We start from the raw sequence: 19,792 nt of genomic DNA on the forward strand, positions 1-19,792 counted from the left end.
GTTCCGGGGCGCGCGAAGCGTGCCCCGGAATGACAGCAACAATATGCATTTCACGCGATACCAGAGACTTAAGCCATGGCCCTCGTCCTCACCGAAGAACAATCGATGCTCCGCGACAGCGCGCGCGGGCTGATCAGCGACAAGGCGCCGGTGTCGCACCTGCGTCACTTGCGCGACAGCAAGGATCCCACCGGCTTCTCCAAGGAGCTATGGCATTCCTTTGCCGAGATGGGTTTTGCCGGCCTTCTGGTGCCGGAGGAGTTCGGCGGCAGCGGCCTCGGCCATGTCGAAGCCGGCGTCGTCATGGAGGAGATCGGCCGCACCCTGATGCCCTCGCCCTTCCTCGCTACCAGCGTGGTCGCGGCCTCGGCGCTGAACCGCGGCGGCAATTCCGCGCAGAGATCGGAATATCTGCCGAAGATCGCGAGCGGTTCGCTGCTCGCAACGCTCGCAATCGATGAGGCCGCCAAGCACCGTCCGCTCCACAGCAGCTTGCAGGCCGTGCGCGCCGGCAACGGCTTCAAGCTCAGCGGTGCCAAGGCGCTCGTGATCGATGGTCACGTCGCCGATCTCCTGATCGTCGCGGCGCGCACCGCGGGTTCTGCCGGTGAGCGCGAGGGCCTGACGCTGTTCCTGGTGAACGCTGCGGCGAAGGGCGTGGCGATCGAGCGCACCATCATGGTCGACGCGCACAATGCAGCGCGCATCGAGTTCGCCAATGTCGAGGTCAATGCCGACAGCGTGCTTGGCGAGGTCGATCAGGCGGCCGGCCTGCTCGATGGCGTGCTCGATATCGGCCGCGGCGCGGTCGCCGCCGAAATGGTCGGCCTCAGCGAGGAGGTCTTTGGCCGCACCGTCGAATATCTGAAGAGCCGCAAACAATTCGGCAAGCTGATCGGCGAATTCCAGGCGCTGCAGCACCGCGCCGCCGAGCTCTATGTCGACATCGAGATCACCCGCGCCGCAGTGATGAAGGCGCTGCAGGCCCTGGATGCCGACGTCGCCAAGGCCGCGTCGAGCGTCGCGGTCGCCAAGGCCCGCGCCGGCACCACCGCCACGCGCGCGGTGCAGGAAGGCGTGCAGATGCATGGCGGCATGGGCATGACCGACCAGTTCGACATCGGCTTCTTCATGAAGCGCGCACGGGTCTGCGAGGAGCTGTTCGGCGACGCGAACTACCACACCGAACAGCTGGCGAGGGCCCGCCGGTATTGAGGCGGCGGTCCAGGCCCGGTGCTGCCTCACCCCGGGTGTCGTCCCGGCGAACGCCGGGACCCATAACCCCAGGGAGTAGTTTGGCGAAGGCTCGTAGTTAAAGAGCCTTCGCTCGGTACTTTCACCTGCATTGATCGATAGATCACGCGGTATGGGTCCTTGCGTTCGCAGGGACGACACCGGTGCTACCGCATTGGCGGCGCGTACTGCACACCACCCGCGTTCCACAGCTGGTTCATGCCGCGCGGGATCTTCAGCTTCGACTTCTCGCCGATATTGCGCTCGTACATCTCGCCGTAATTGCCGACGTGGCGGATGATGCGCGCGGCCCAGTCCTTGGTGAGGCCGAGCTGCTCGCCGTAGCGGCCCTCGGTGCCGACGAGGCGCATCACTTCCGGCTTCTTCGACTTCAGGGCTTCGTCGATGTTCTCCGAGGTCACACCCAGCTCTTCGGCGTTGATCATCGCATACAGCGTCCACTTCACGATCATCATCCAGTCGTCGTCGCGCTGGCGCACGACCGGGGCGAGCGGCTCCTTGGAGATCATGTCCGGCAGGATCATGTGGTCGCCGGGTTTCGACAGGTTCAGCCGCAGCGCATAGAGCTGGGAGACGTCGGCCGAGAGCGTGTCGCACTTGCCGGTGTCGTAGGCCTTCACGACGTCGTCGAGCTTGTCGAACTTCACCTCTTCGTACTTCATGTTGTTGACGCGGAAGTAATCGGCGACGTTGAGCGTGGTCGTGGTTCCGCTCTGCACGCAGACCTTGCTGTCGGTCAGGTCCAGCGAGGTCTCCTTGTTGCGCGTGCGCGGAACCATGAAGCCGACGCCGTCGTAATAGGCCACGGCCGGAAAATACAGGTCGTAGTCGAGCTCGCGCGCCATGCTCCAGGTCGTGTTGCGCGAGAGGATGTCGACCTTGCGGCTCTGCAGCTCCTTGAAACGCTCATTGGCATCGAGCGGAACGAATTTCGCCTTGCCCGGATCGTCGAAGATCGCTGCGGCGACCGCGCGGCAGAAATCGACGTCGAAGCCGGTCCAGTTGCCCTTGTCGTCGGGGATCGAGAAGCCCGGCAGGCCCCTGTTGACGCCGCACAGCACTTCGCCGCGGCGAACCGTGCGCTTCAACGTGCGGGTGTCGTAGAATTCATAGATGATGGCCAGGACGGCGACCAGCACGGCGATGGCGAGCCCGATCAGCAGGCCGCCACGAAAAGTGCGCATCATGTTGCTCTCTCGAAAGTATCGGGAAAAGGAATCTGGAGGAGGGGCAGAGCATGATCCTGACGATCATGCTCGAACCAAAGCCCTTAGAGTTCGGGCTTCTGCCGAATGACGACCTTGGTCCCGACCGGGACGCGATCATAGAGATCGGCGACGTCGTTGTTGACGAGACGGAAGCAGCCAGAGGACACCTTGGTGCCGATCGTGTCAGGACGGTTGGTGCCGTGGATGCGGTAGACCGTAGTCCCCAGATACATGGCGCGGGCGCCCAACGGATTGCCGGGGCCGCCGGCCATGAAGCGCGGCAGATAGGGCTGGCGCTGGATCATCTCCGGTGGCGGCGTCCAGTCCGGCCACTCCTTCTTGTTGGTGATGGTCACCAGCCCCTGCCACTGAAAGCCGTCGCGGCCGACGCCGATGCCATAGCGGATCGCGCGCCCGCCGGGCTGCACCAGATAGAGGTGCCGTTCTGCGGTCGAGACGATGATCGTTCCCGGCGGCTCCGTGGTGCGGAAGTAGACCACCTGCTTCTGCCATTCCGGATCGAGCTGGTAGGCGTCATCGGCGATCAGGCCCGGCTCGTCCCCGCGGTCCGGCTGCTGGGCGAAGGCTTGCGGCGTGGACAGAACCAGGCCGATCGCAGCCATAAACATCCCGGTCAGGCGACGAAAATCCGTCATGTAAAGCTCTCCCCGCTGCCACAGCGCAAATCAATCAGGAACCATCAAACCTGAGGGGCAAGTTCATGGCAAGTTGATGGCGCGCCGCCCTGATATGTCACGAGAATGCTTTGGTTTTTTGACGGGGTCGGAGCAATGCCACGAACAGGGGATGGCGCGAAAAGCCTAGATTGCTGCCGCACCGGTGGTGCGCTCCCTCCCCCGCCTGCGGGGGAGGGCTGGGGAGAGGGTTTCTCCTCCAGGGAGACTCCCCCAAGGATAGAACCCTCACCCGCGCCTTCGGCGCGACCTCTCCCGCAAGCAAGCGGGAGAGGCTCAGACCGAGTTCGCCGAAACATCAAGCTTCGACAGATGGCACTGAATGCCAGCTAAATCTTGTTGCTCTCCGCTGCAATCCCGAGCCGCCGGACGATCTCGGTGGCCACGGCGCGCGCCTCGGCTCTCGACCCGATGCGGGGGCTGCGAAACCGTCGCCCCGAGTGCAACCGGATCACGACGATGCAGTGCTCGTCCTCGGACCGGCCGCGGCGCTCGATGGTGATCGATTTCACCTCACGCCCCTCGATATGGTCGGCGCGCAAGCTGCCGTCGCCCCACAGGCGCTCGACGCGAATATCGCTCTGGCGGATGATCCAGAAGACACCGGTGACGAGGTTGGCGTATCTGTAGACGACGAACGCGGCGATCGCGCCGGCGGGCAACAGCGCGATGTCGATCGGGCCCGGCGGCAGGCCGCGCCAGAGCTTGTAGGCATAGGGAACGGCGCTCACGGCGACCGCGATCAGTGCAACGATGTAGATTTCCCGCGCCGGAAACGGCTCGATCGGCTCGCCGAGATGCATCTCGGGGTTGCTGGCATCGAGCGGATTGACGGGCTCCTCGACATTGGGAACCTCGAACTGCGCGGCGATCCGGGCCACGGTGTCGCGAACATGGGTGACGTCGGCGATCGGCGGAGACGTCAGGCGTTCTCCGGAGGCCAGCGTGAAGACGAGTTGAAAGCGGGCCTTCACTCTCTTGCTGCCGGGGACCTGCAACCCCGCGATGTCGTCTTTGGCCACGATGCGCGTACGCAGCTTTCCGAACGGACTTTGCCGCCCGATCAGGATCTCGTTCGGCGTGATGATCCACACCACGGCCGGCGCCAGCATGATGCCGATGACGAATCCTGCGCCGACCAGCAGCGCGACCATGGAGATGACGATCTCCAGAATGTCCTGTGTGAACAAGCCCGGCGTAAAGCACAGCGCGACGGCGGCGGCAAAGCCGGACATCACCAGCCGCTGCGCGATCGAGGAGCCTTCACGAAGGCGAATGTCGGTGCTGGTCGCGTCGTCCATTGCGGGCGGCTGGTTCCGTTGCGCGCGAAACTCCACGGATGGGTCCGTGGAGTCAAGCAACAACGCCGTCACTTGGCGCCCGTGCGAAATCAGCTGTCGACGTTCAGCAGCCTTGCCACGGTGCGGTCGATCTGTTCATAGCTGCCCTCGCCGGCGTGCTGGAACACGATCTTGCCGCTCTGGTCGATGATGTACTGCGCCGGCCAATATTGGTTGCGATAGGCGTTCCAGGTCTTGGAATCATTGTCCTGCGCCACCGGATAGGTGATGCCGTGGCGCTTCAGCGCGGCCTGCACGTTCGCGGCCGACCGCTCGAACGGGAATTCCGGCGTGTGCACGCCGACCACGACGAGGCCCCTGTCCTTGTACTTGGCAAAGAGGCTGGTGACGTGCGGCAGCGTGTTGACGCAGTTGACGCAGCCATAGGTCCAGAAGTCGACCAGCACGACCTTGCCGCGGAGGCCGGCGATGTTGAGCGGTTTTGAGTTGAACCAGTTGTTGATGCCGGTGAAGTCGGGCGCGGTCTCGTGGCTCGCGGCAGCGACGCGGACGGGGCTTGCGCGGGAAACCTCGTCGCAGATGCCGGGGATGACCGCGCCGGTGACGGCGAAGCCGACCAGTGCGGCGGAAACGGCGAGCAGTTTGAGAGTCATGGAAGCGTCCTCCGGGTGAAGTCTTCGACGATTAGAGGCCGATCTGGCCGGTGGGATAGAAGCTGGTGAGCCACGCCACGATCAGCGTGTCGTATTGGAAATACGCTGCGACCGCGAAGCCGATCACGACGACGCCAAAGCCCTGCTGCAGCCGCGGCGAGATGCGCGCGAGGCTGCGCACGCGCGTGGTTGCGGCCTGTCCGCCATAGGCGATCGCCAGCATCGGGATCGCCGCGCCGACGGCGTAGGCGACCAGCAGCGTGCCGGCCCAGGCAAGGTTCCTCGAGGTCGCGACCAGCGTCAGGATCGAGCCGAGCACCGGGCCGGCGCAGGGCGTCCAGACAAGGCCCAGCGTGGTGCCGAGCACGAGCCCGCCGAGCCCGCCGAGCGCGCCGTCGCGCTGTGCGCTGTTCGAACTGCCGAGATCGAGCCAGCCATTGAGTCGTGCCGACAGCCACTCGAAGGGCGCCGGCCACAGCATCAACAGGCCGAATCCGAGCAGCAGGATCGATGCGGCTTCGCGCAGCACGTTCGGGTCGAAATCGAGCGCCTGCGTGATCGCGCCGAGCAGCAGCGCGACTGCGGAGAACGAGACGACGAAGCCGAGCGCGATCATCGCCGGCCGCAGATGCCCCGCGCGCCCGATCGAGGCGCCGAGCAGGATCGGCAGCATCGGCAGCGTGCAGGGCGCAGCGATGGTGAGGATGCCGGCAAGGAGAGCGAAGAGAAGGTCGAGCATTGCGCACTCGTGGAGGAGGTCACGAGGGCAGTTCGGGTCGGGCGTGGGAGCCGTTACGCGGCGTCACGGCTTCGTGACGGGAGATCGGGTTGTGAGGCAACTGTGTCGGCCGCAATGGCGGTGCGCTCCCTCCCCCGCAAGGGGGGAGGGAATGAGAGAGCAGTGCCTCCTGACTTCAGCGGGAGAGGGTGGGGCTGCGGCAACCGCTCGGCCCCAAAAAAACGACCCGGAAGGGGGGCATCCTTCCGGGTCGATGGGGGTCTTGGGAGGTTTAACGAAACCGTATGTGGGACTTTTAATGAGGAAGTTTTTCCGCCTGATGTTGTGCTTTGTTTCAATTGTTTCGTCGGCGGTAACACTTCCGTGTCCGGGGGCAGGGGATGATCTGTGGTCCTATCCCATTGAATTGATTGGGCTCAGGCGGCGAAGCGGTCGACGCCGGCGCCCTTAAGCAAATCGGCCAGCTGCTTGCGGGCATAGAACATCCGCGTCTTCACCGTGCTCTGGGGGATGCCGATGATCTGTCCGACCTCCTCCACCGATTTCTCGTGATAATAGACGAGGTTGATGATCTCCCGATGCGCCGGCGACAGCTTCTGCACGCAGGCACGCAGGATGGCGCTGGTGTCGCTGCGGTCGAGCGAGGTCTCGGGCGTGTCAGCACCATCAGGAATCTGGCGCACGTCCTCCTGGTCGATGTCCTCGAAGCGGCGCTGGCGCATCGCGGTCAGCGCCTTGAAGCGCGCGATCGAGAGCAGCCAGGTCGAAACCTGCGAGCGGCCCTGGAATTGGCCGGCGGTCCGCCACACGTCCAGGAACACCTGGCTGACCAGATCTTCCGCCGTGGTGGCATCGCGCACGATGCGCAGGATGAAGCGGTAAACCCGCACATTGTGCCGGCAATAAAGGATGTGCATGGCCGTCCGGTTGCCGTCGGCAATGCTCTCGAGGAGCATGTCGTCCGAGGTCGCCTGAGCGGCAATGATGCTCTGGCTGGCTTGGGCGTTGATGGCGATGACGTTCGGCATGGACTTGGCTCCCCGTAGCGCCGCGACCGAGCGGCGTTTCCTTGAGCCGAAGTGTTAATGAGCCAACGTTTCGGGACGTCTGCACGAAGAGGGGAAAATGGTTTCGTGCGCCGCCAAATTGTTTCGTCGCAGCAGCCGCGACGAAACATTCGGGGCAAAAAGACGTGGAATTTCAATGCACGGAAAATACGGGGGTGGGAATTTGGGGCTGAGCGCAGGTACCGGAACGGATTTCGGGCCATTGCGTTCGGTCGCGCGACACCCAGGGCTGTCGTCCCCGGGCGCGAAGCGAGACCCATAACCACAGGCTGTGGTTTGGCGATGATTGGGAGCTGCGCGCACCCCAGGACGACAGGGGAGTTTGCCGCCCGCTGCCTAAGCCTTCTCGCCCGCCGGAGAAAACAGATAGCCGCCGCCGCGGATGGTGCGGATCACGGCGGGCTTTGCCGGGTCGGGCTCGATCTTGCGGCGGATGCGCATGATGCGGAGATCGACGGCGCGGTCGAAGGCCTCGGCGTCGCGCGCATTGGCCAATTCCAGCAGGCGCTCGCGCGACAGCACGCGCTTCGGATTCGCTGCGAATACCTTCAAGAGCCCGAACTCGGAGGCGGTCAGCGGATGTTCGTTGCCCTCGTCGTCGCGCAAGGCCTGGGCTTCGAGATCGAGCCATTTGGTGCCGAAGCGCACCAGCTGGTCCTTGTCGGATTTCGCCGCCGAAGCATCCGGCACTGCTGCCTTGGCCGGCACGCTCCGCCGCAGCACCGAGCGGATGCGCGCCATCAGCTCGCGCAGCTCGCAGGGCTTTGCTACGTAATCGTCGGCGCCGAGCTCGAGTCCGACGACGCGATCGATCGGGCTCGCGGTCGCCGTGAGCATGATCACCGGCACGTTGATGCGGCTCTTGAGGTCGCGAATGATCGAGAGCCCGTCTTCCTCGGGCATGTTGAGATCGAGCACGACGAGATCGGGCATGCTGCCCTGGATCGCGGCGCGCAAGCTCTTGCCGCCGTCGCACAGCGTCACGGTGAAGCCGTGCATCTTGAGGTAGTCGCCGACCATCTCCCGGGCCGGGGCCTCGTCGTCGACGATCATGATGTGCTGGCTTTGGGTCATGGGCTTTGCATCACGGCATTTCAGTCACGGGGAGGGTGATGGTGAAGGTCGATCCCTTGCCGGGGCCGTCGCTGTCGGCGGTTACCTCGCCGCCGTGCATGTCGATGATACGCTTGACGATGGAGAGCCCAAGTCCTGTCGAGCTCTCGCCGGCAGTCGGTTTTGCCGACAGCCGCTGGAACCGCCCGAACAGGCGGCCGAGATCCTCCGGCGACAGGCCGGCGCCCTCGTCGCTGACGCGGACGGTGGTGTCGCGGCCCTCATGGCTGACAGCCACGTCGATCCTGCCGCCGATCGGAGAGTATTTGATGGCGTTGCTGATGAGATTGTCGATCGCCTCGCGGATGCGGTCGGTGTCGCACATGGTGACGATGTTAGGCGGAGCGGCGACGCTGATCGTCTGCTGCTTGTTGACGGCGAGCGGCTGGTTGGCTTCGGCAACCTCCTTGGCCAGCGCCGCGATGTCGACCGGCTCGCGGCGGATGGTGATGTCGAAGGCATCGGCCATCGCATCCGAGATCAGGTGATCGACCATCGTGGTCAGGCGCTTGGTGGCGTCGCGAATGTGGTCGACCTGGGCGACCACGCCGCTCTCCGAGGCGCCGGTCGAGATCAGCTCCTTCAGCATCTCGGTGCGGCCGAGGATGACGCCGAGCGGATTCTTCAGGTCGTGCGCGACGGTGCCCAGGATCTCGTTCTTGAAGCCGTTGGCGCGCTGCAGCCGCAGCCATTGCGCCGAGAGCCGGCGGTTGGCCTGCATCAGCGCGCGGGTGCGCTGGGCGACGCGGTCTTCGAGCTGGGTGTTGGCGTCCTGGAGCTGCTGGTAGAGGATCACGTTGTCGAATGCGATCGAGAGCCTGGAGGAGAAGATCTCGACCAGCGAACGGTCGGTCTCCGACAATTCGCGCTCGGCCTGCAGTAGCACCACCACTTCGCGCCCCGAACCGGTGCGCAAATAGATCACGCTGCGATGGTCGGCGAATTCGTTCTTGCGGCGCTGGAACGCGGCCTCCACCATCTCGCGCAGCTCGGGATCGAGCGCCTTCGACGTGGTGGTGCCGATGAAGCGGCTGTAGCAGCCGCTGCCGGCGAGCACCGAGAGTTCGGGGTCGATGCCGCCATTGTCGCGCAGGACCAGGATGCCGGCGCAATCGACGTTGAGCAGCGAGGCGAGCTGGGTCAGCACGCCCTCGGCGAGCCGCTGCATCGACTTGAAGTCGTACAGCGTCGAGGCCGCGTCGATGATGATCTCCAGCCCGCGCCGCGTCTGCACCATGCGCTCGAGCTGCTGATAGGACCGCAGCGCCGCGGTCAGCGAGGTGAACAGCTTGTCGGCCGTGAGTTCGGTCTTGGCCTTGTAGTCGTTGATGTCGTACTGCACGATCACGCGCCGCTCCGGCGCCTGGCCGGGCTGGCCGGTGCGCAGGATGATGCGCACGGTCTCGTTCCTGATCTCGTTGCGGATGAACTCGACCAGTTCGAGGCCGGCGACGTCGGTCTCCATGATGACGTCGAGCAGCACGGCGGCGACGTCGCGGTGCTCGGCCATCAGCTTGCGCCCTTCCGCCGCGGAATAGGCCGACAGGATCTCCAGGCTCTGGCCGTTGAGGCTGTAGTCGGACAGCGCGAAACGGGTGCCGTCATGCACGGCCGGATCGTCGTCGATGACGGCGATCTTCCATTTCCGGGCGTTGCTATCCTCCGACGCGGTACCGGTATCGTCGATCAGGTGGAGGACATCGTCCTGTTCGGCCATTGAGAAGATCCGTCACTGTCTGTGCTTTGCGCGCCGCCTTTGGCGACCCGGGGTATGATAATGCGAAAAGTGGTGCCTTGTCCCAGCTTGGATTCCAGCACCATGCGGCCGCCGAGCTGCTGGGTGACGAGGTTATAGACGATATGGAGGCCGAGTCCCGTGCCGCCTTCATTGCGCCGGGTGGTAAAGAAAGGGTCAAAGGCCTGGCGCTGCACGTCAGGGGTCATGCCGGCCCCGTCATCGGCGAAGCTGATCTCGATGTCGTCGGTCCCGCGCGGCCGCGCCGAGATCGCGATCGTGCCGGCGCGCCCGTCGGCGAAGGCGTGGTTGGCGGCGTTGAGGAACAGGTTGGTCAGGATCTGGCCGTAGGAGCCGGGATAGCCGTCAAGCAGCAGCCCCTCGGGCACGTCGACCTGAAGCGTGATCGGCGAGCGCTTCAGCACCGGGCGCAGGCTGGCGATGATCTGGTCGGTGGCTTCGCTGAGCGAGAATTGCCGCCGCTCGGCATGCGAGCGGTCGACCGCAACCTGCTTGAACGACTGGATGAGCTCGCCGGCGCGCTGGAGGTTGGCGACGAGCTGCTGCGAGGCGTCGCGCGAGGACTGCACGAATTCCTCCAGCTGCGAGCGGCGCAAGCCGCCGTCGCCCTTGAGCTGGGCCTCGAAGATCTCGCTGCGCCGGGCCAAGCTGGAGGCCACCGTCAGGCTGATGCCGATCGGATTGTTGACCTCGTGCGCGACGCCGGCCACCAGGCCGCCGAGCGCTGCCAGCCGTTCGGCATCGATCAAATTCTGCTGCGCGGCATTGAGCTCGAGCAGCGCACTCTCGGCTTTCTCCTTGGACGCGCGCAGCTCGTCCTCGGCCTTGCGCTTGGCGATCGCGTTCTCGCGGAACACTTCCACTGCGCGCGCCATGGCGCCGACCTCGTCGCGTGCCTTGGTGCCCTGCACCTCGCGGTCGAGGTCGCCGAGCGTGATCGCGCGCATCGCCGCCATGATCTGCTGCAGCGGCAGGCGGATCGACAGCGCGATCAGCACGCCGGCGGTGAGGATGATGCCGAGGAAGATGACCGCGATCGACAGCACCCGGCGGGAAATGTCGGCCAGCGTGCGGTCGAAGGTCTCCTGCGCCTTCTGCTCGCGCTGGCGCATCTTGGTCGAGAGGTCGTCGATGGCGCCGATCGCCTCGGCCTGGCTGGCGTCGATGGTGTTGCGGAGCAGCTCGGTGCGGCTCGCAAGCTGCTCGGAGAGCTTGGCAAAGCCCTCCCGCAGCGCCATGGTGCGGGCGGCAAGCCGCCGCAGGGCCATCTTCTGGAGGTCGTTGTCGGCGAGATCGATCATGACCGGGATGGTCTTCTCGATCGTCTCGGTGCTGCGCCGCGCGTCGTCGGCGGCGCCCGATGACTGCGACAGGTAGTAGGAATTGGCCGCCACCAGCATCGCGGTGAAGGCATCGCGGGACTTGCCGAGCGAGGGCCAGATCAGCGCGTCACGATGGCCGGTGGCGCCTTCGATGATGGAATAGAGGCCGGCCATGTCCCTCGCCGGTCCTTGCACCTGCTCCTCGTAAGTCTTGGCGATCGTCGCCTGCACGCTGCGCAGCTCGCCGAAACCGTTGAGAAAGCGATCGGTGGTGCGCTCCAGCTCCTCGACCGAGCCCGACAGCATCGGGTCCTTGGCGGCGCGGTTGGTCAACGTGCCCAGCACCGCCTCGCGCAGCAGGAGGATCTCGGCGAACAGGTCCGGGCTCGGTTGGTTGATATAGCGGTGAATCAGGTTGTGGAGGCGCCCGGTCTCGCTTTCGAGCAGCGCCAGGATCCGGTCGGACTCGCGTACCTGGCGCACGTCGCCCCAGGCCGAGCCCAGCACCTGGGCGCCGTTCCAGATCATCGCCACCAGCACCACGACCACGGCGGAGTTCAGCGCGGCGATCGACAGGATGCGCCAGCGGATCGGCACCGCCCGCAGCACGCCGACCAGTCGCGCGCGCAGCTGCCCGATTGGGCCGGGCGGCCTGTCCACGTGCTCGCGATGTCCAAGCGCAGCCAACAGGCCTCACTCCACCTTGCGAATGCGTTCGATCAGCGCGGCCGCCGCGGTATCGCGTCCGGCCCTGGCGTAGATTGCGGCCATTGCCTCCTCGAACGGCTTGCGGTCGATGCCCTTGATGATGGTCACGCCCGCGTCCTGCGCCTTGCGCTGCGACTGCTCCTCGAGGTCCCGCCACTTCTCGCGCATGAACCGGCTGGAGCGCTGCGCGGCCTCCTTGAAGATGATCCGGTCGTCCGGCGACAGGCTCTGCCAGGCCTTCAGCGAAATCACCAGCACCTCCGGGCTCATCGTGTGTTCGGTGAGCGTGTAATGGCCGGCATGCTTGTAATGGTCCGTCGTCACGAAAGATGGCCAGTTGTTCTCGGCGCCGTCGATCAGGTGGTTGGCAAGCCCGGTGAGCACCTGCCCGTAGGGCAGTTCGACCGGTTCGGCGCCGAGCGCGCGCATCATCTGGTTCATCAACTCCGACTGCTGCACCCGGATCCGCAATCCCTGCAGATCCGCGACGCTTCGGACCGGTCGAACGCCATTGTAGATCGACCGCGCGCCCGAATCGTAGAAGCAGAGCCCGACGAAGCCGTAGGGCTCGAAACTGTTCAGGATCTCGCTGCCGATCGGCCCGTCCAGCACCCTCTGCATGTGCTCGATGGACCGGAACAGGAACGGCATCGCGAGCACGTTCATCGCCGGGACGAAATTGCCGATCAGCGCCACGTTGGTCCGGTTGAGGTCGATCGCGCCGGCCCGGGTCTGCTCGATAGTCTCCTTTTCCTCGCCGAGCTGACGGGAGTGGAAAACCTTGATCTCGTGCCGACCGCCGCTGCGCTCGGCGATCAGGGCGCCCATGTAGCGCAGCGCCTGGACGGTCGGGTAATTCTCGGCCTGAGTGTCGGCGGCGCGAAATTCGCGCGCAACGGCGCCCGTCGTCCAGACGGCAAGCAGAAGCGCGACGAAGATCACCCCGGTCCGCGAAGATTCGGCACGGTTCAGCACTGGCACACTCAACCCCTCGGTGGTGGAGTCTATGGCGGAAGGAAAAGGTTCAATGCAACCTAGCAGATGGTAAGGGGAAGGCCATCCCGCCGGTTCCGCAGGGCCGAATTGTGCGACGCGGCCGGCGCTCATTCCCGGTTGAAACCGCCAATGCCGCGCCTTAAGCAAGGCAACCGCCTTCCGGCACGCGGCAAGGGAAGAGCCATCGTGATGCCAGCACTGCGCCTTTTGCAGTTCGTCGCCGCCTTTGCGGCACTCTCATTGGCCGCTCCCGCCCGTGCCGCCACCGACATTGCGCTGTGGCACGCCATGTCCGGCGAGCTCGGCCGGCAGCTCGACAAGCTCGCCTCCGACTTCAATATCTCGCAGTCCGACTACCGGATCGTGCCTGCCTACAAGGGCAATTACACCGAAACGGTGACGGCGGCGATTTTCGCCTTCCGTTCGCGCAGCCAGCCCGCGATCGTCCAGGTCAACGAGGTCGCCACCGCGACGATGACCGCGGCCAAGGGCGCGATCTATCCGGTGTTCAGCCTGATGCGGGACCAGGGCGAGCCGTTCTCGCTGGAGGATTACCTGCCCGCGGTCTCCGGCTACTACACCGATGCGTCCGGCAATCTGTTGTCCTTCCCGTTCAATTCCTCGACCCCGATCCTGTATTACAACAAGACCATGTTCCGCGAGGCGGGCCTCGATCCGGAGGCGCCGCCGAAGACCTGGCCGGAATTGGGGGCGGCCGCGAAGCGCCTGCGCGACCGTGGTGCTCCTTGCGGCTTCACCACGTCCTGGCCGTCCTGGATCCATGTCGAGAATTTCTCCGCCTTCCACAATTTGTCGCTGGCGACGCGGGCGAACGGCTTTGCCGGGCTTGATGCCGAATTGACCATCAACAATCCGCTTCTCGTCAAGCACATCGCCCAACTTGCAGATTGGCAGAAGACCAGGCTGTTCGACTATAGCGGCCGCGGGCAATCAGCCGAGCCGCGCTTCCAGAAAGGCGAATGCGGCATCTTCATCGGCTCCTCGGCGACGCGCGCCGACATCAAGGCGAATTCGAAGTTCGAGATCGGCTACGGCATGATGCCGTACTGGCCCGATGTGAAGGACGCACCGCAGAACTCGATCATTGGCGGCGCCACGCTTTGGGTGCTGCGCGACCGTCCCCGCGAGGAATACAAGGGCGTCGCGCGATTCTTCGCCTATCTGTCGCAACCGGCCGTGCAGGCTGCCTGGCACCAGAACACCGGCTATCTGCCTGTGACCCGCGCCGCCTTCGAGCTGACGCGGTCGCAGGGGTTCTACGAGCGCAATCCGGGTTCGGCGATCTCGTTCGAGGAGATCACGCTGCATCCGCCGACGGAGAACTCCAAGGGCATCCGGCTCGGCTCCTTCAGCCTGATCCGCGGCGCCATCGAGGACGAGCTCGAGCAGGCCTTCGCCGGCCAGAAGAGCGCGCAATCAGCACTCGATTCCGCCGTCGAGCGTGGCAACAAGCTGCTGCGCCAGTTCGAGCGAGCAAGTCCGGATAGGTAGCGGGTTGGAGAGGTGCACCGAGCGCCGGGCTTGCACCGAGTCGGCCAAAGCCAATCCTTCTTTTGATACGCAGATGACAGCCACACCGTCGAAACAACTCCCTGACGTCACCGACGCCGCAAGCCTCCGCGCCTTTCGCTCAGCTCCCTCACAATGGCTCCCCATCGCGCTCGACGTCGCGCGCAGCCACGGTCTCGATGTCAGCGCCCCGCACGTGTTTGCGACTGGCACCAACCTCGTGGTCGGCCTGGGTGAAACGCTGATCCTGAAGATCTTCCCGCCGCTTTTGCGCGCGCAATTCGTCTCCGAGCGCGGCTCGCTGTCGCAGCTTGCCGGCCGTTTGCAGTTGCCGATCCCCGAGATCGTGGCGGAGGGCGAGCGCGACGGCTGGCCCTACCTCGTCATCACGCGCCTTGCCGGCACGCTCGGCTCGGAGGTCTGGCCGCATTTGCCAGAAGACCAGAAGGAGCGCGTGCTGCGCCAGATCGGCGAGACCATCGCTTCCGTGCAGCGCGCCCCGCTCGGCGCGCTCGCGCAGGTCGAGCCGCGCTGGGACGCGTTCATGCGCAGGCAGATGCAGGGCTGCAGGGCGCGGCACACCCGTCTCGGCCTTGCGCCAAAATTCCTGGCCGGTCTCGACGATCTCCTCCGCGATGCGGGCAGGCTCATCCCGATGGATGCGCCGCCGGTGATCCTGATCGGGGAGTACATTCCCGAGAACTTCCTGCTCGCCTGCCATGACGGCCAATGGTCGCTTGCCGGCCTGTTCGACTTCGGCGATGTCCTCGCCGGATGGCGCGATTACGACCTGCTCGGCCCCAGCGCCTTCATGGCGGCGGGTCGGCCCGGCCGGGTGCGCAGCCTGCTCGAAGGTTTTGGCTATGCGACGCCGGACGATGCGCTCAGGCGGCGCCTGATGGCCCTGATGCTGCTGCACCGCGCCAGCGATCTCAACGCGCACATCTGTATCGAGGGCTGGCAGGAGCAGGCGGATGACCTCATTGAGCTGCAGGAGCTGATCTGGCCCGGCTGAGCGCGCCACGCCTCCCCGGTCATTCCGGGGCGCCGCGGAGCGGCGAGCCCGGAATCTCTTGTCCCGCGCGTGTTGCCGCCCGATGGAGTCCGGGCTCGATGCTGCGCATCGCCCCGGAATGACGGGGGAGGGTGTTGCTGAGGCCCGGTCGCCAAGGATCTGTCCGCCTCCTCGATGGGCTCCGAGATTTTGCAGCTTAATTTTTATGCAATTGCCTCCCTTTGTATGCAATTCGATCCGCCATACAATTCAAGTGAAACGCAGTAATCTTCTGTAATATCAGCTGCTTATGGCAAATTTTGTATCCTGTTAAGCTCTGGCACAAACCTTGCGAATCCAGTTCCAACCAGAAACTTTTGCGTTGGAGCGATTTCATGAAGCGCCGCGATTTCCTCAAATCCGTTTCCGGGTTGGCCGCCGGAGCGGCGCTTCCGGCCATGCCGTCCGTGATCTCCCCGGCCAAGGCCGATGCCCGCTCGGAGACGCTGCTGATCGTCTCGGAGGGCGGCCCCAACAATCTCGACATCCACGGCGTCGGCACCAACGTGCCCGGTTATGAGGTGTCCTGGAATTGCTACGACCGCCTGATCAGCCACGAGATGAAGAGCGGCCCCGGCGGCGTGCCCTATTACGACCGCGACAAGTTTAAGGGCGAACTCGCCGAGGACTTCAAGATCGACGACATGTCGGTCACCTTCAAGCTGAAGAAGAACGCCAAATTCCACGACGGCGCGCCTGTTACCGCCAAGGACGTGAAGTGGTCGCTCGACCGCGCCGTCAGCGTCGGCGGTTTCCCGACCTTCCAGATGAGCGCGGGCTCGCTGACCAAGCCGGAGCAGTTCGTCGTGGTCGACGATCACACCGTGCGCGTCGACTTCCTGAAGAAGGACAGGCTCACGGTCCCCGATCTTGCCGTCATCGTGCCCTGCATCGTCAACTCGGAACTGGTGAAGAAGAACGCCAGCGAGAAGGATCCCTGGGGTCTCGAATACACCAAGCAGCAGACCGCGGGCTCCGGCGCCTACAAGGTGGTGAAATGGACCGCCGGCACCGAGGTGGTGATGGAGCGCAATGACGATTGGGTCTGCGGTCCGCTGCCGAAGATCAAGCGCGTGATCTGGCGCATGGTGCCGCAGGCCGGCAACCGCCGTGCGCTGCTTGAGCGCGGCGACGCCGACATTTCCTACGAGCTGCCGTTCAAGGATTTCCAGGAGATGAAGGCGAACGGCAAGCTCAACGTGGTGTCGCTGCCGTTCTCCAACGGCATCCAGTATATCGGCATGAACGTGACCAAGCCGCCCTTCGACAATCCGAAGGTGCGGCAGGCGATGGCCTATGCGATGCCGTATCAGAAGATCATGGACGCCGTGCTGTTCGGCCTCGGCAACCCGATGTTCGGCGCGCCCGCGGACAAGGCCACCGAGGTCGCCTGGCCGCAGCCGCACAAGTTCAACACCGACATGGCGAAGGCGAAGGCGCTATTGGCCGAAGCAGGCTACCCCAACGGCTTCGAGACCACGATCTCGTTCGATCTCAATTTCGCCGGCGTCAACGAACCGCTGTGTGTGCTGGTGCAGGAATCGCTCGCCCAGCTCGGCATCAAGACCACCATCAACAAGGTGCCGGGCGCCAACTGGCGCACCGAGTTGAACAAGAAGGAGATGCCGCTCTTCACCAACGTGTTCTCGGGTTGGCTCGATTATCCCGAATACTTCTTCTACTGGTGCTATCACGGCAACAATTCCGTCTTCAACACCATGAGCTACAAGTCGGCGGAGATGGACAAGCTCATCGACGGCGCGCGCACCGCCGCGGCCACCGGCGACAAGGCCACCTATGATGCCGACGTGAAGGGCTTCGTCGATCTCGCCTACAGCGACATCCCGCGCATCTCGCTGTACCAGCCGTTCGTCAACGTCGCGATGCAGAAGAACATCAGCGGCTACCAATACTGGTTCCACCGCCGCCTGGATTATCGCGCGATGGCGAAGGGGTGACGGGACATGCTGATCGTCGGCGACGCATCGGCATCGGCACTGGGCTCCCTCTCCCGCTTGCGGGGGAGGGCTGGGGTGGGGGTATCTCCCCGGCGGGATTGTCGAGACATGCGGAGGCTATCCCCGCGCGGCAAGAGCCCTCACCCGCCGCGCTCTGCGAGCGCGTCGGCCTCTCCCGCAAGCGGGAGAGGCGAAGCAAGCCCGCGGAGCGCCCCATGCTGACCATGATCGGCAAGCGCCTGATGTTCGCGATTCCCTCGCTGATCGGCGTCGTCATCGTCACCTTTCTGCTGACGCGCGCGCTTCCTGGCGATCCCGCCGCCTATTTCGCCGGTCCCGCTGCGACAAAGGAAGCCGTCGAGCAGATCCGCAAGAAACTCGGCCTCGACAGACCGCTCATCGAACAGTTCTTCCGCTACACCAATGATCTCGCCCATGGCGATTTCGGCAACTCGCTCACCACGGGACAACCGGTCGCGGCGGAGATCCGCAACCGCCTGCCGGCCTCCGCCGAGCTGACACTGCTCGGCCTCTTGGTCTCGATCGTCATCGCCATTCCGCTCGGCGTGCTGGCGGCAACCCGGCCAGGATCATGGATCGACCATCTCTGCCGCGTCACGACAACGGCCGGCGTGTCGCTGCCGGTGTTCTTCACCGGCCTCGTGCTGGTCTATGTGTTCTACTTCCGCCTGGGCTGGTCGCCCGCGCCACTCGGCCGTCTCGACGTGTTCTACAGCGCGCCGCCGACGGTGACCGGCTTCTACCTGATCGACACCCTGCTGGCGCGCGACGTCGAGGCATTCCGCTCGGCGCTGAGCCAGCTCATTCTTCCCGCGACGACGCTCGCGATCTTTTCGCTGGCGCCGATCGCGCGCATGACGCGCGCCTCGATGCTGGCGGTGCTCGCCAGCGAGTTCGTCCGCACCGCGCGCGCCAGCGGCCTGTCGCCCGCAACCGTGATCGTCACCTACGCCTTCCGCAATGCGATGCTGCCGGTCATCACCACGCTCAGCATGGTGTTCTCGTTCCTGCTGGGCGCCAACGTGCTGGTCGAGAAAGTGTTCGCCTGGCCCGGCATCGGCTCCTACGCCGTGGAAGCGCTGATCTCGTCGGACTTCGCGCCGGTGCAGGGTTTTGTGCTGACCATGGCGGTGATGTACGTGCTGCTCAATCTGATCATCGACATTTTGTACGGCGTGATCGATCCGCGCGTGCGGCTGGAGGGCTAGCCATGATCGCATTCGATGCGAGACACGCGACCGGTGCGCTCCCTCCCCCGCTTGCGGGGGAGGGCTGGGGAGCGGGTGTCTCCGCGGGCGAGAACCCCCAAGAGGCGAGAGCCCTCTCCCGGCGCGTTGCGCCGACCTCTCCCGCAAGCGGGAGAGGTGAAGCCAACTCCCAGCTCGCTATCCAAATTCATGAAGCACCAGGAGTAAAACCATGAGCTCCGTTGCGCCTGCTGTTGAACCCGTCGGTCCCGCCCGCACGTCGGGACTATCAGCGATCCTCGAACAGACCCGCTATGTCCTCGGCGAGAACAAGGTCACGGGCTTTGCCTTCGCGCTGCTGATCCTGATCCTCGCTGCCGCGATCTTCGGGCCCTCTGTGGTGCCGTACGATCCGCTCGCCTCCGACACCGCGGCGGCCCTGAAGCCGCCGTCGGCGGCGCACTGGTTCGGCACCGACCAGCTCGGGCGCGACATCTTCAGCCGCGTCATCGTCGCCACGCGGCTCGACGTCTTCATCGCGATCGCCTCGGTCGCGCTGGTGTTCCTGATGGGCGGCCTTGCCGGCATTGCCGCCGGCTATTTCGGCGGCTGGACCGATCGCGTCGTCGGCCGCATCGCCGACACCATCATGGCCTTCCCGCTGTTCGTGCTCGCCATGGGCATCGTCGCCGCGCTCGGCAATACCGTGCAGAACATCATCCTCGCCACCGCGATCGTGAACTTTCCGCTCTATGCCCGCGTCGCGCGCGCCGAAGCCAATGTCCGTCGCAATGCCGGCTTCGTGCAGGCCGCGCGCCTCTCCGGCAACGGCGAATTCCGCATCCTCCTGGTGCACATTCTCCCGAACATCATGCCGATCATGATCGTGCAGATGTCGCTGACCATGGGCTACGCCATCCTCAACGCCGCGGGCCTGTCCTTCATCGGCCTCGGCGTCCGGCCTCCTACCGCCGAATGGGGCATCATGGTCGCCGAAGGCGCGGGCTTCATGGTCTCGGGCGAATGGTGGATCGCGCTATTCCCCGGCCTTGCCCTGATGATCGCGGTGTTCTGCTTCAACCTCCTCGGCGACGGACTGCGCGACATCGTCGACCCCCAGCGGAGGACGTGATGGTTGGTCTTCAGTCAGCGGCGAGCGAAGCGAGACTGACTGGTGAGGAGGGCACTGTCCTCTCGCTCCCTCCCCCCTTGTGGGGGAGGGTTGGGGAG

16 protein-coding genes are annotated in these 19,792 nt (G+C 64.8%); 6 read left to right on the forward strand and 10 right to left on the reverse strand.

What is annotated here, in order from left to right; translation table 11 throughout:
- The first annotated feature begins 75 nt into the window (after positions 1–75).
- Complete coding sequence (locus tag EHH60_RS15470) at positions 76–1,215, forward strand: acyl-CoA dehydrogenase family protein (RefSeq protein WP_124160318.1); 1,140 nt, start codon at positions 76–78, stop codon at positions 1,213–1,215.
- Between the two features lie 185 nt (positions 1,216–1,400).
- Here EHH60_RS15470 and EHH60_RS15475 read toward each other — a convergent pair whose 3' ends face one another.
- From EHH60_RS15475 to EHH60_RS15520, 10 genes are all read right to left on the reverse strand, one after another.
- Positions 1,401–2,438 carry an amino acid ABC transporter substrate-binding protein gene (locus EHH60_RS15475; protein ID WP_124160344.1) on the reverse strand — a complete coding sequence of 346 codons (1,038 nt, stop codon included), beginning with the start codon at positions 2,436–2,438 and terminating at the stop codon, positions 1,401–1,403.
- Positions 2,439–2,524: 86 nt separating this feature from the next.
- A complete protein-coding gene (locus EHH60_RS15480) occupies positions 2,525–3,118 on the reverse strand; it encodes a L,D-transpeptidase (protein ID WP_124160319.1) in 594 nt (197 codons plus the stop codon).
- A gap of 368 nt (positions 3,119–3,486) precedes the next feature.
- On the reverse strand, positions 3,487–4,458 hold the full coding sequence (locus EHH60_RS15485; RefSeq protein WP_199751489.1) for a hypothetical protein: 972 nt from the start codon (positions 4,456–4,458) through the stop codon (positions 3,487–3,489).
- 89 nt (positions 4,459–4,547) lie between these two features.
- Positions 4,548–5,111, reverse strand: a complete 564-nt coding sequence (locus tag EHH60_RS15490) for a thioredoxin family protein (protein WP_124160321.1) — start codon at positions 5,109–5,111, stop codon at positions 4,548–4,550.
- A 31-nt stretch (positions 5,112–5,142) separates the two neighbouring features.
- Entirely contained in the window at positions 5,143–5,850 is a 708-nt protein-coding gene (locus EHH60_RS15495) for a cytochrome c biogenesis CcdA family protein (protein WP_124160322.1), read from the reverse strand.
- 416 nt (positions 5,851–6,266) lie between these two features.
- Positions 6,267–6,878, reverse strand: a complete 612-nt coding sequence (locus EHH60_RS15500) for a sigma-70 family RNA polymerase sigma factor (RefSeq protein ID WP_124160323.1) — start codon at positions 6,876–6,878, stop codon at positions 6,267–6,269.
- Positions 6,879–7,253: 375 nt separating this feature from the next.
- The gene (locus EHH60_RS15505) at positions 7,254–7,991 is read right to left on the reverse strand and encodes a response regulator (protein ID WP_124160324.1); all 738 of its coding nucleotides are present in this window, start codon (positions 7,989–7,991) and stop codon (positions 7,254–7,256) included.
- Between the two features lie 10 nt (positions 7,992–8,001).
- Positions 8,002–9,747 (reverse strand): ATP-binding response regulator, encoded by a 1,746-nt coding sequence (locus EHH60_RS15510; RefSeq protein ID WP_124160325.1) that lies wholly within the window; start codon positions 9,745–9,747, stop codon positions 8,002–8,004.
- Positions 9,717–11,795, reverse strand: coding sequence for a sensor histidine kinase (locus EHH60_RS15515; protein WP_245454499.1), 2,079 nt, complete (start codon positions 11,793–11,795; stop codon positions 9,717–9,719). Before EHH60_RS15515 ends, EHH60_RS15510 begins: the two co-directional genes overlap by 31 nt.
- A 6-nt stretch (positions 11,796–11,801) precedes the next feature.
- On the reverse strand, positions 11,802–12,797 hold the full coding sequence (locus EHH60_RS15520; RefSeq protein WP_124160326.1) for a TRAP transporter substrate-binding protein: 996 nt from the start codon (positions 12,795–12,797) through the stop codon (positions 11,802–11,804).
- Between the two features lie 204 nt (positions 12,798–13,001).
- Here EHH60_RS15520 and ugpB point away from each other — a divergent pair, with 204 nt between their 5' ends.
- From ugpB to EHH60_RS15545, 5 genes are all read left to right on the forward strand, one after another.
- The gene (ugpB, locus tag EHH60_RS15525) at positions 13,002–14,324 is read left to right on the forward strand and encodes a sn-glycerol-3-phosphate ABC transporter substrate-binding protein UgpB (protein ID WP_199751490.1); all 1,323 of its coding nucleotides are present in this window, start codon (positions 13,002–13,004) and stop codon (positions 14,322–14,324) included.
- Positions 14,325–14,397: 73 nt separating this feature from the next.
- On the forward strand, positions 14,398–15,357 hold the full coding sequence (locus EHH60_RS15530; RefSeq protein WP_124160328.1) for an aminoglycoside phosphotransferase family protein: 960 nt from the start codon (positions 14,398–14,400) through the stop codon (positions 15,355–15,357).
- A gap of 374 nt (positions 15,358–15,731) precedes the next feature.
- The gene (locus EHH60_RS15535) at positions 15,732–17,354 is read left to right on the forward strand and encodes an ABC transporter substrate-binding protein (RefSeq protein WP_124160329.1); all 1,623 of its coding nucleotides are present in this window, start codon (positions 15,732–15,734) and stop codon (positions 17,352–17,354) included.
- Positions 17,355–17,569: 215 nt separating this feature from the next.
- On the forward strand, positions 17,570–18,583 hold the full coding sequence (locus EHH60_RS15540; protein WP_124160330.1) for an ABC transporter permease: 1,014 nt from the start codon (positions 17,570–17,572) through the stop codon (positions 18,581–18,583).
- Positions 18,584–18,794: 211 nt separating this feature from the next.
- A complete protein-coding gene (locus EHH60_RS15545; RefSeq protein WP_124160331.1) occupies positions 18,795–19,694 on the forward strand; it encodes an ABC transporter permease in 900 nt (299 codons plus the stop codon).
- The last annotated feature ends 98 nt before the right edge of the window (positions 19,695–19,792 follow it).

This window comes from Bradyrhizobium sp. RP6, assembly GCF_003837805.1.
In the GTDB taxonomy this organism is placed as follows: domain Bacteria; phylum Pseudomonadota; class Alphaproteobacteria; order Rhizobiales; family Xanthobacteraceae; genus Bradyrhizobium.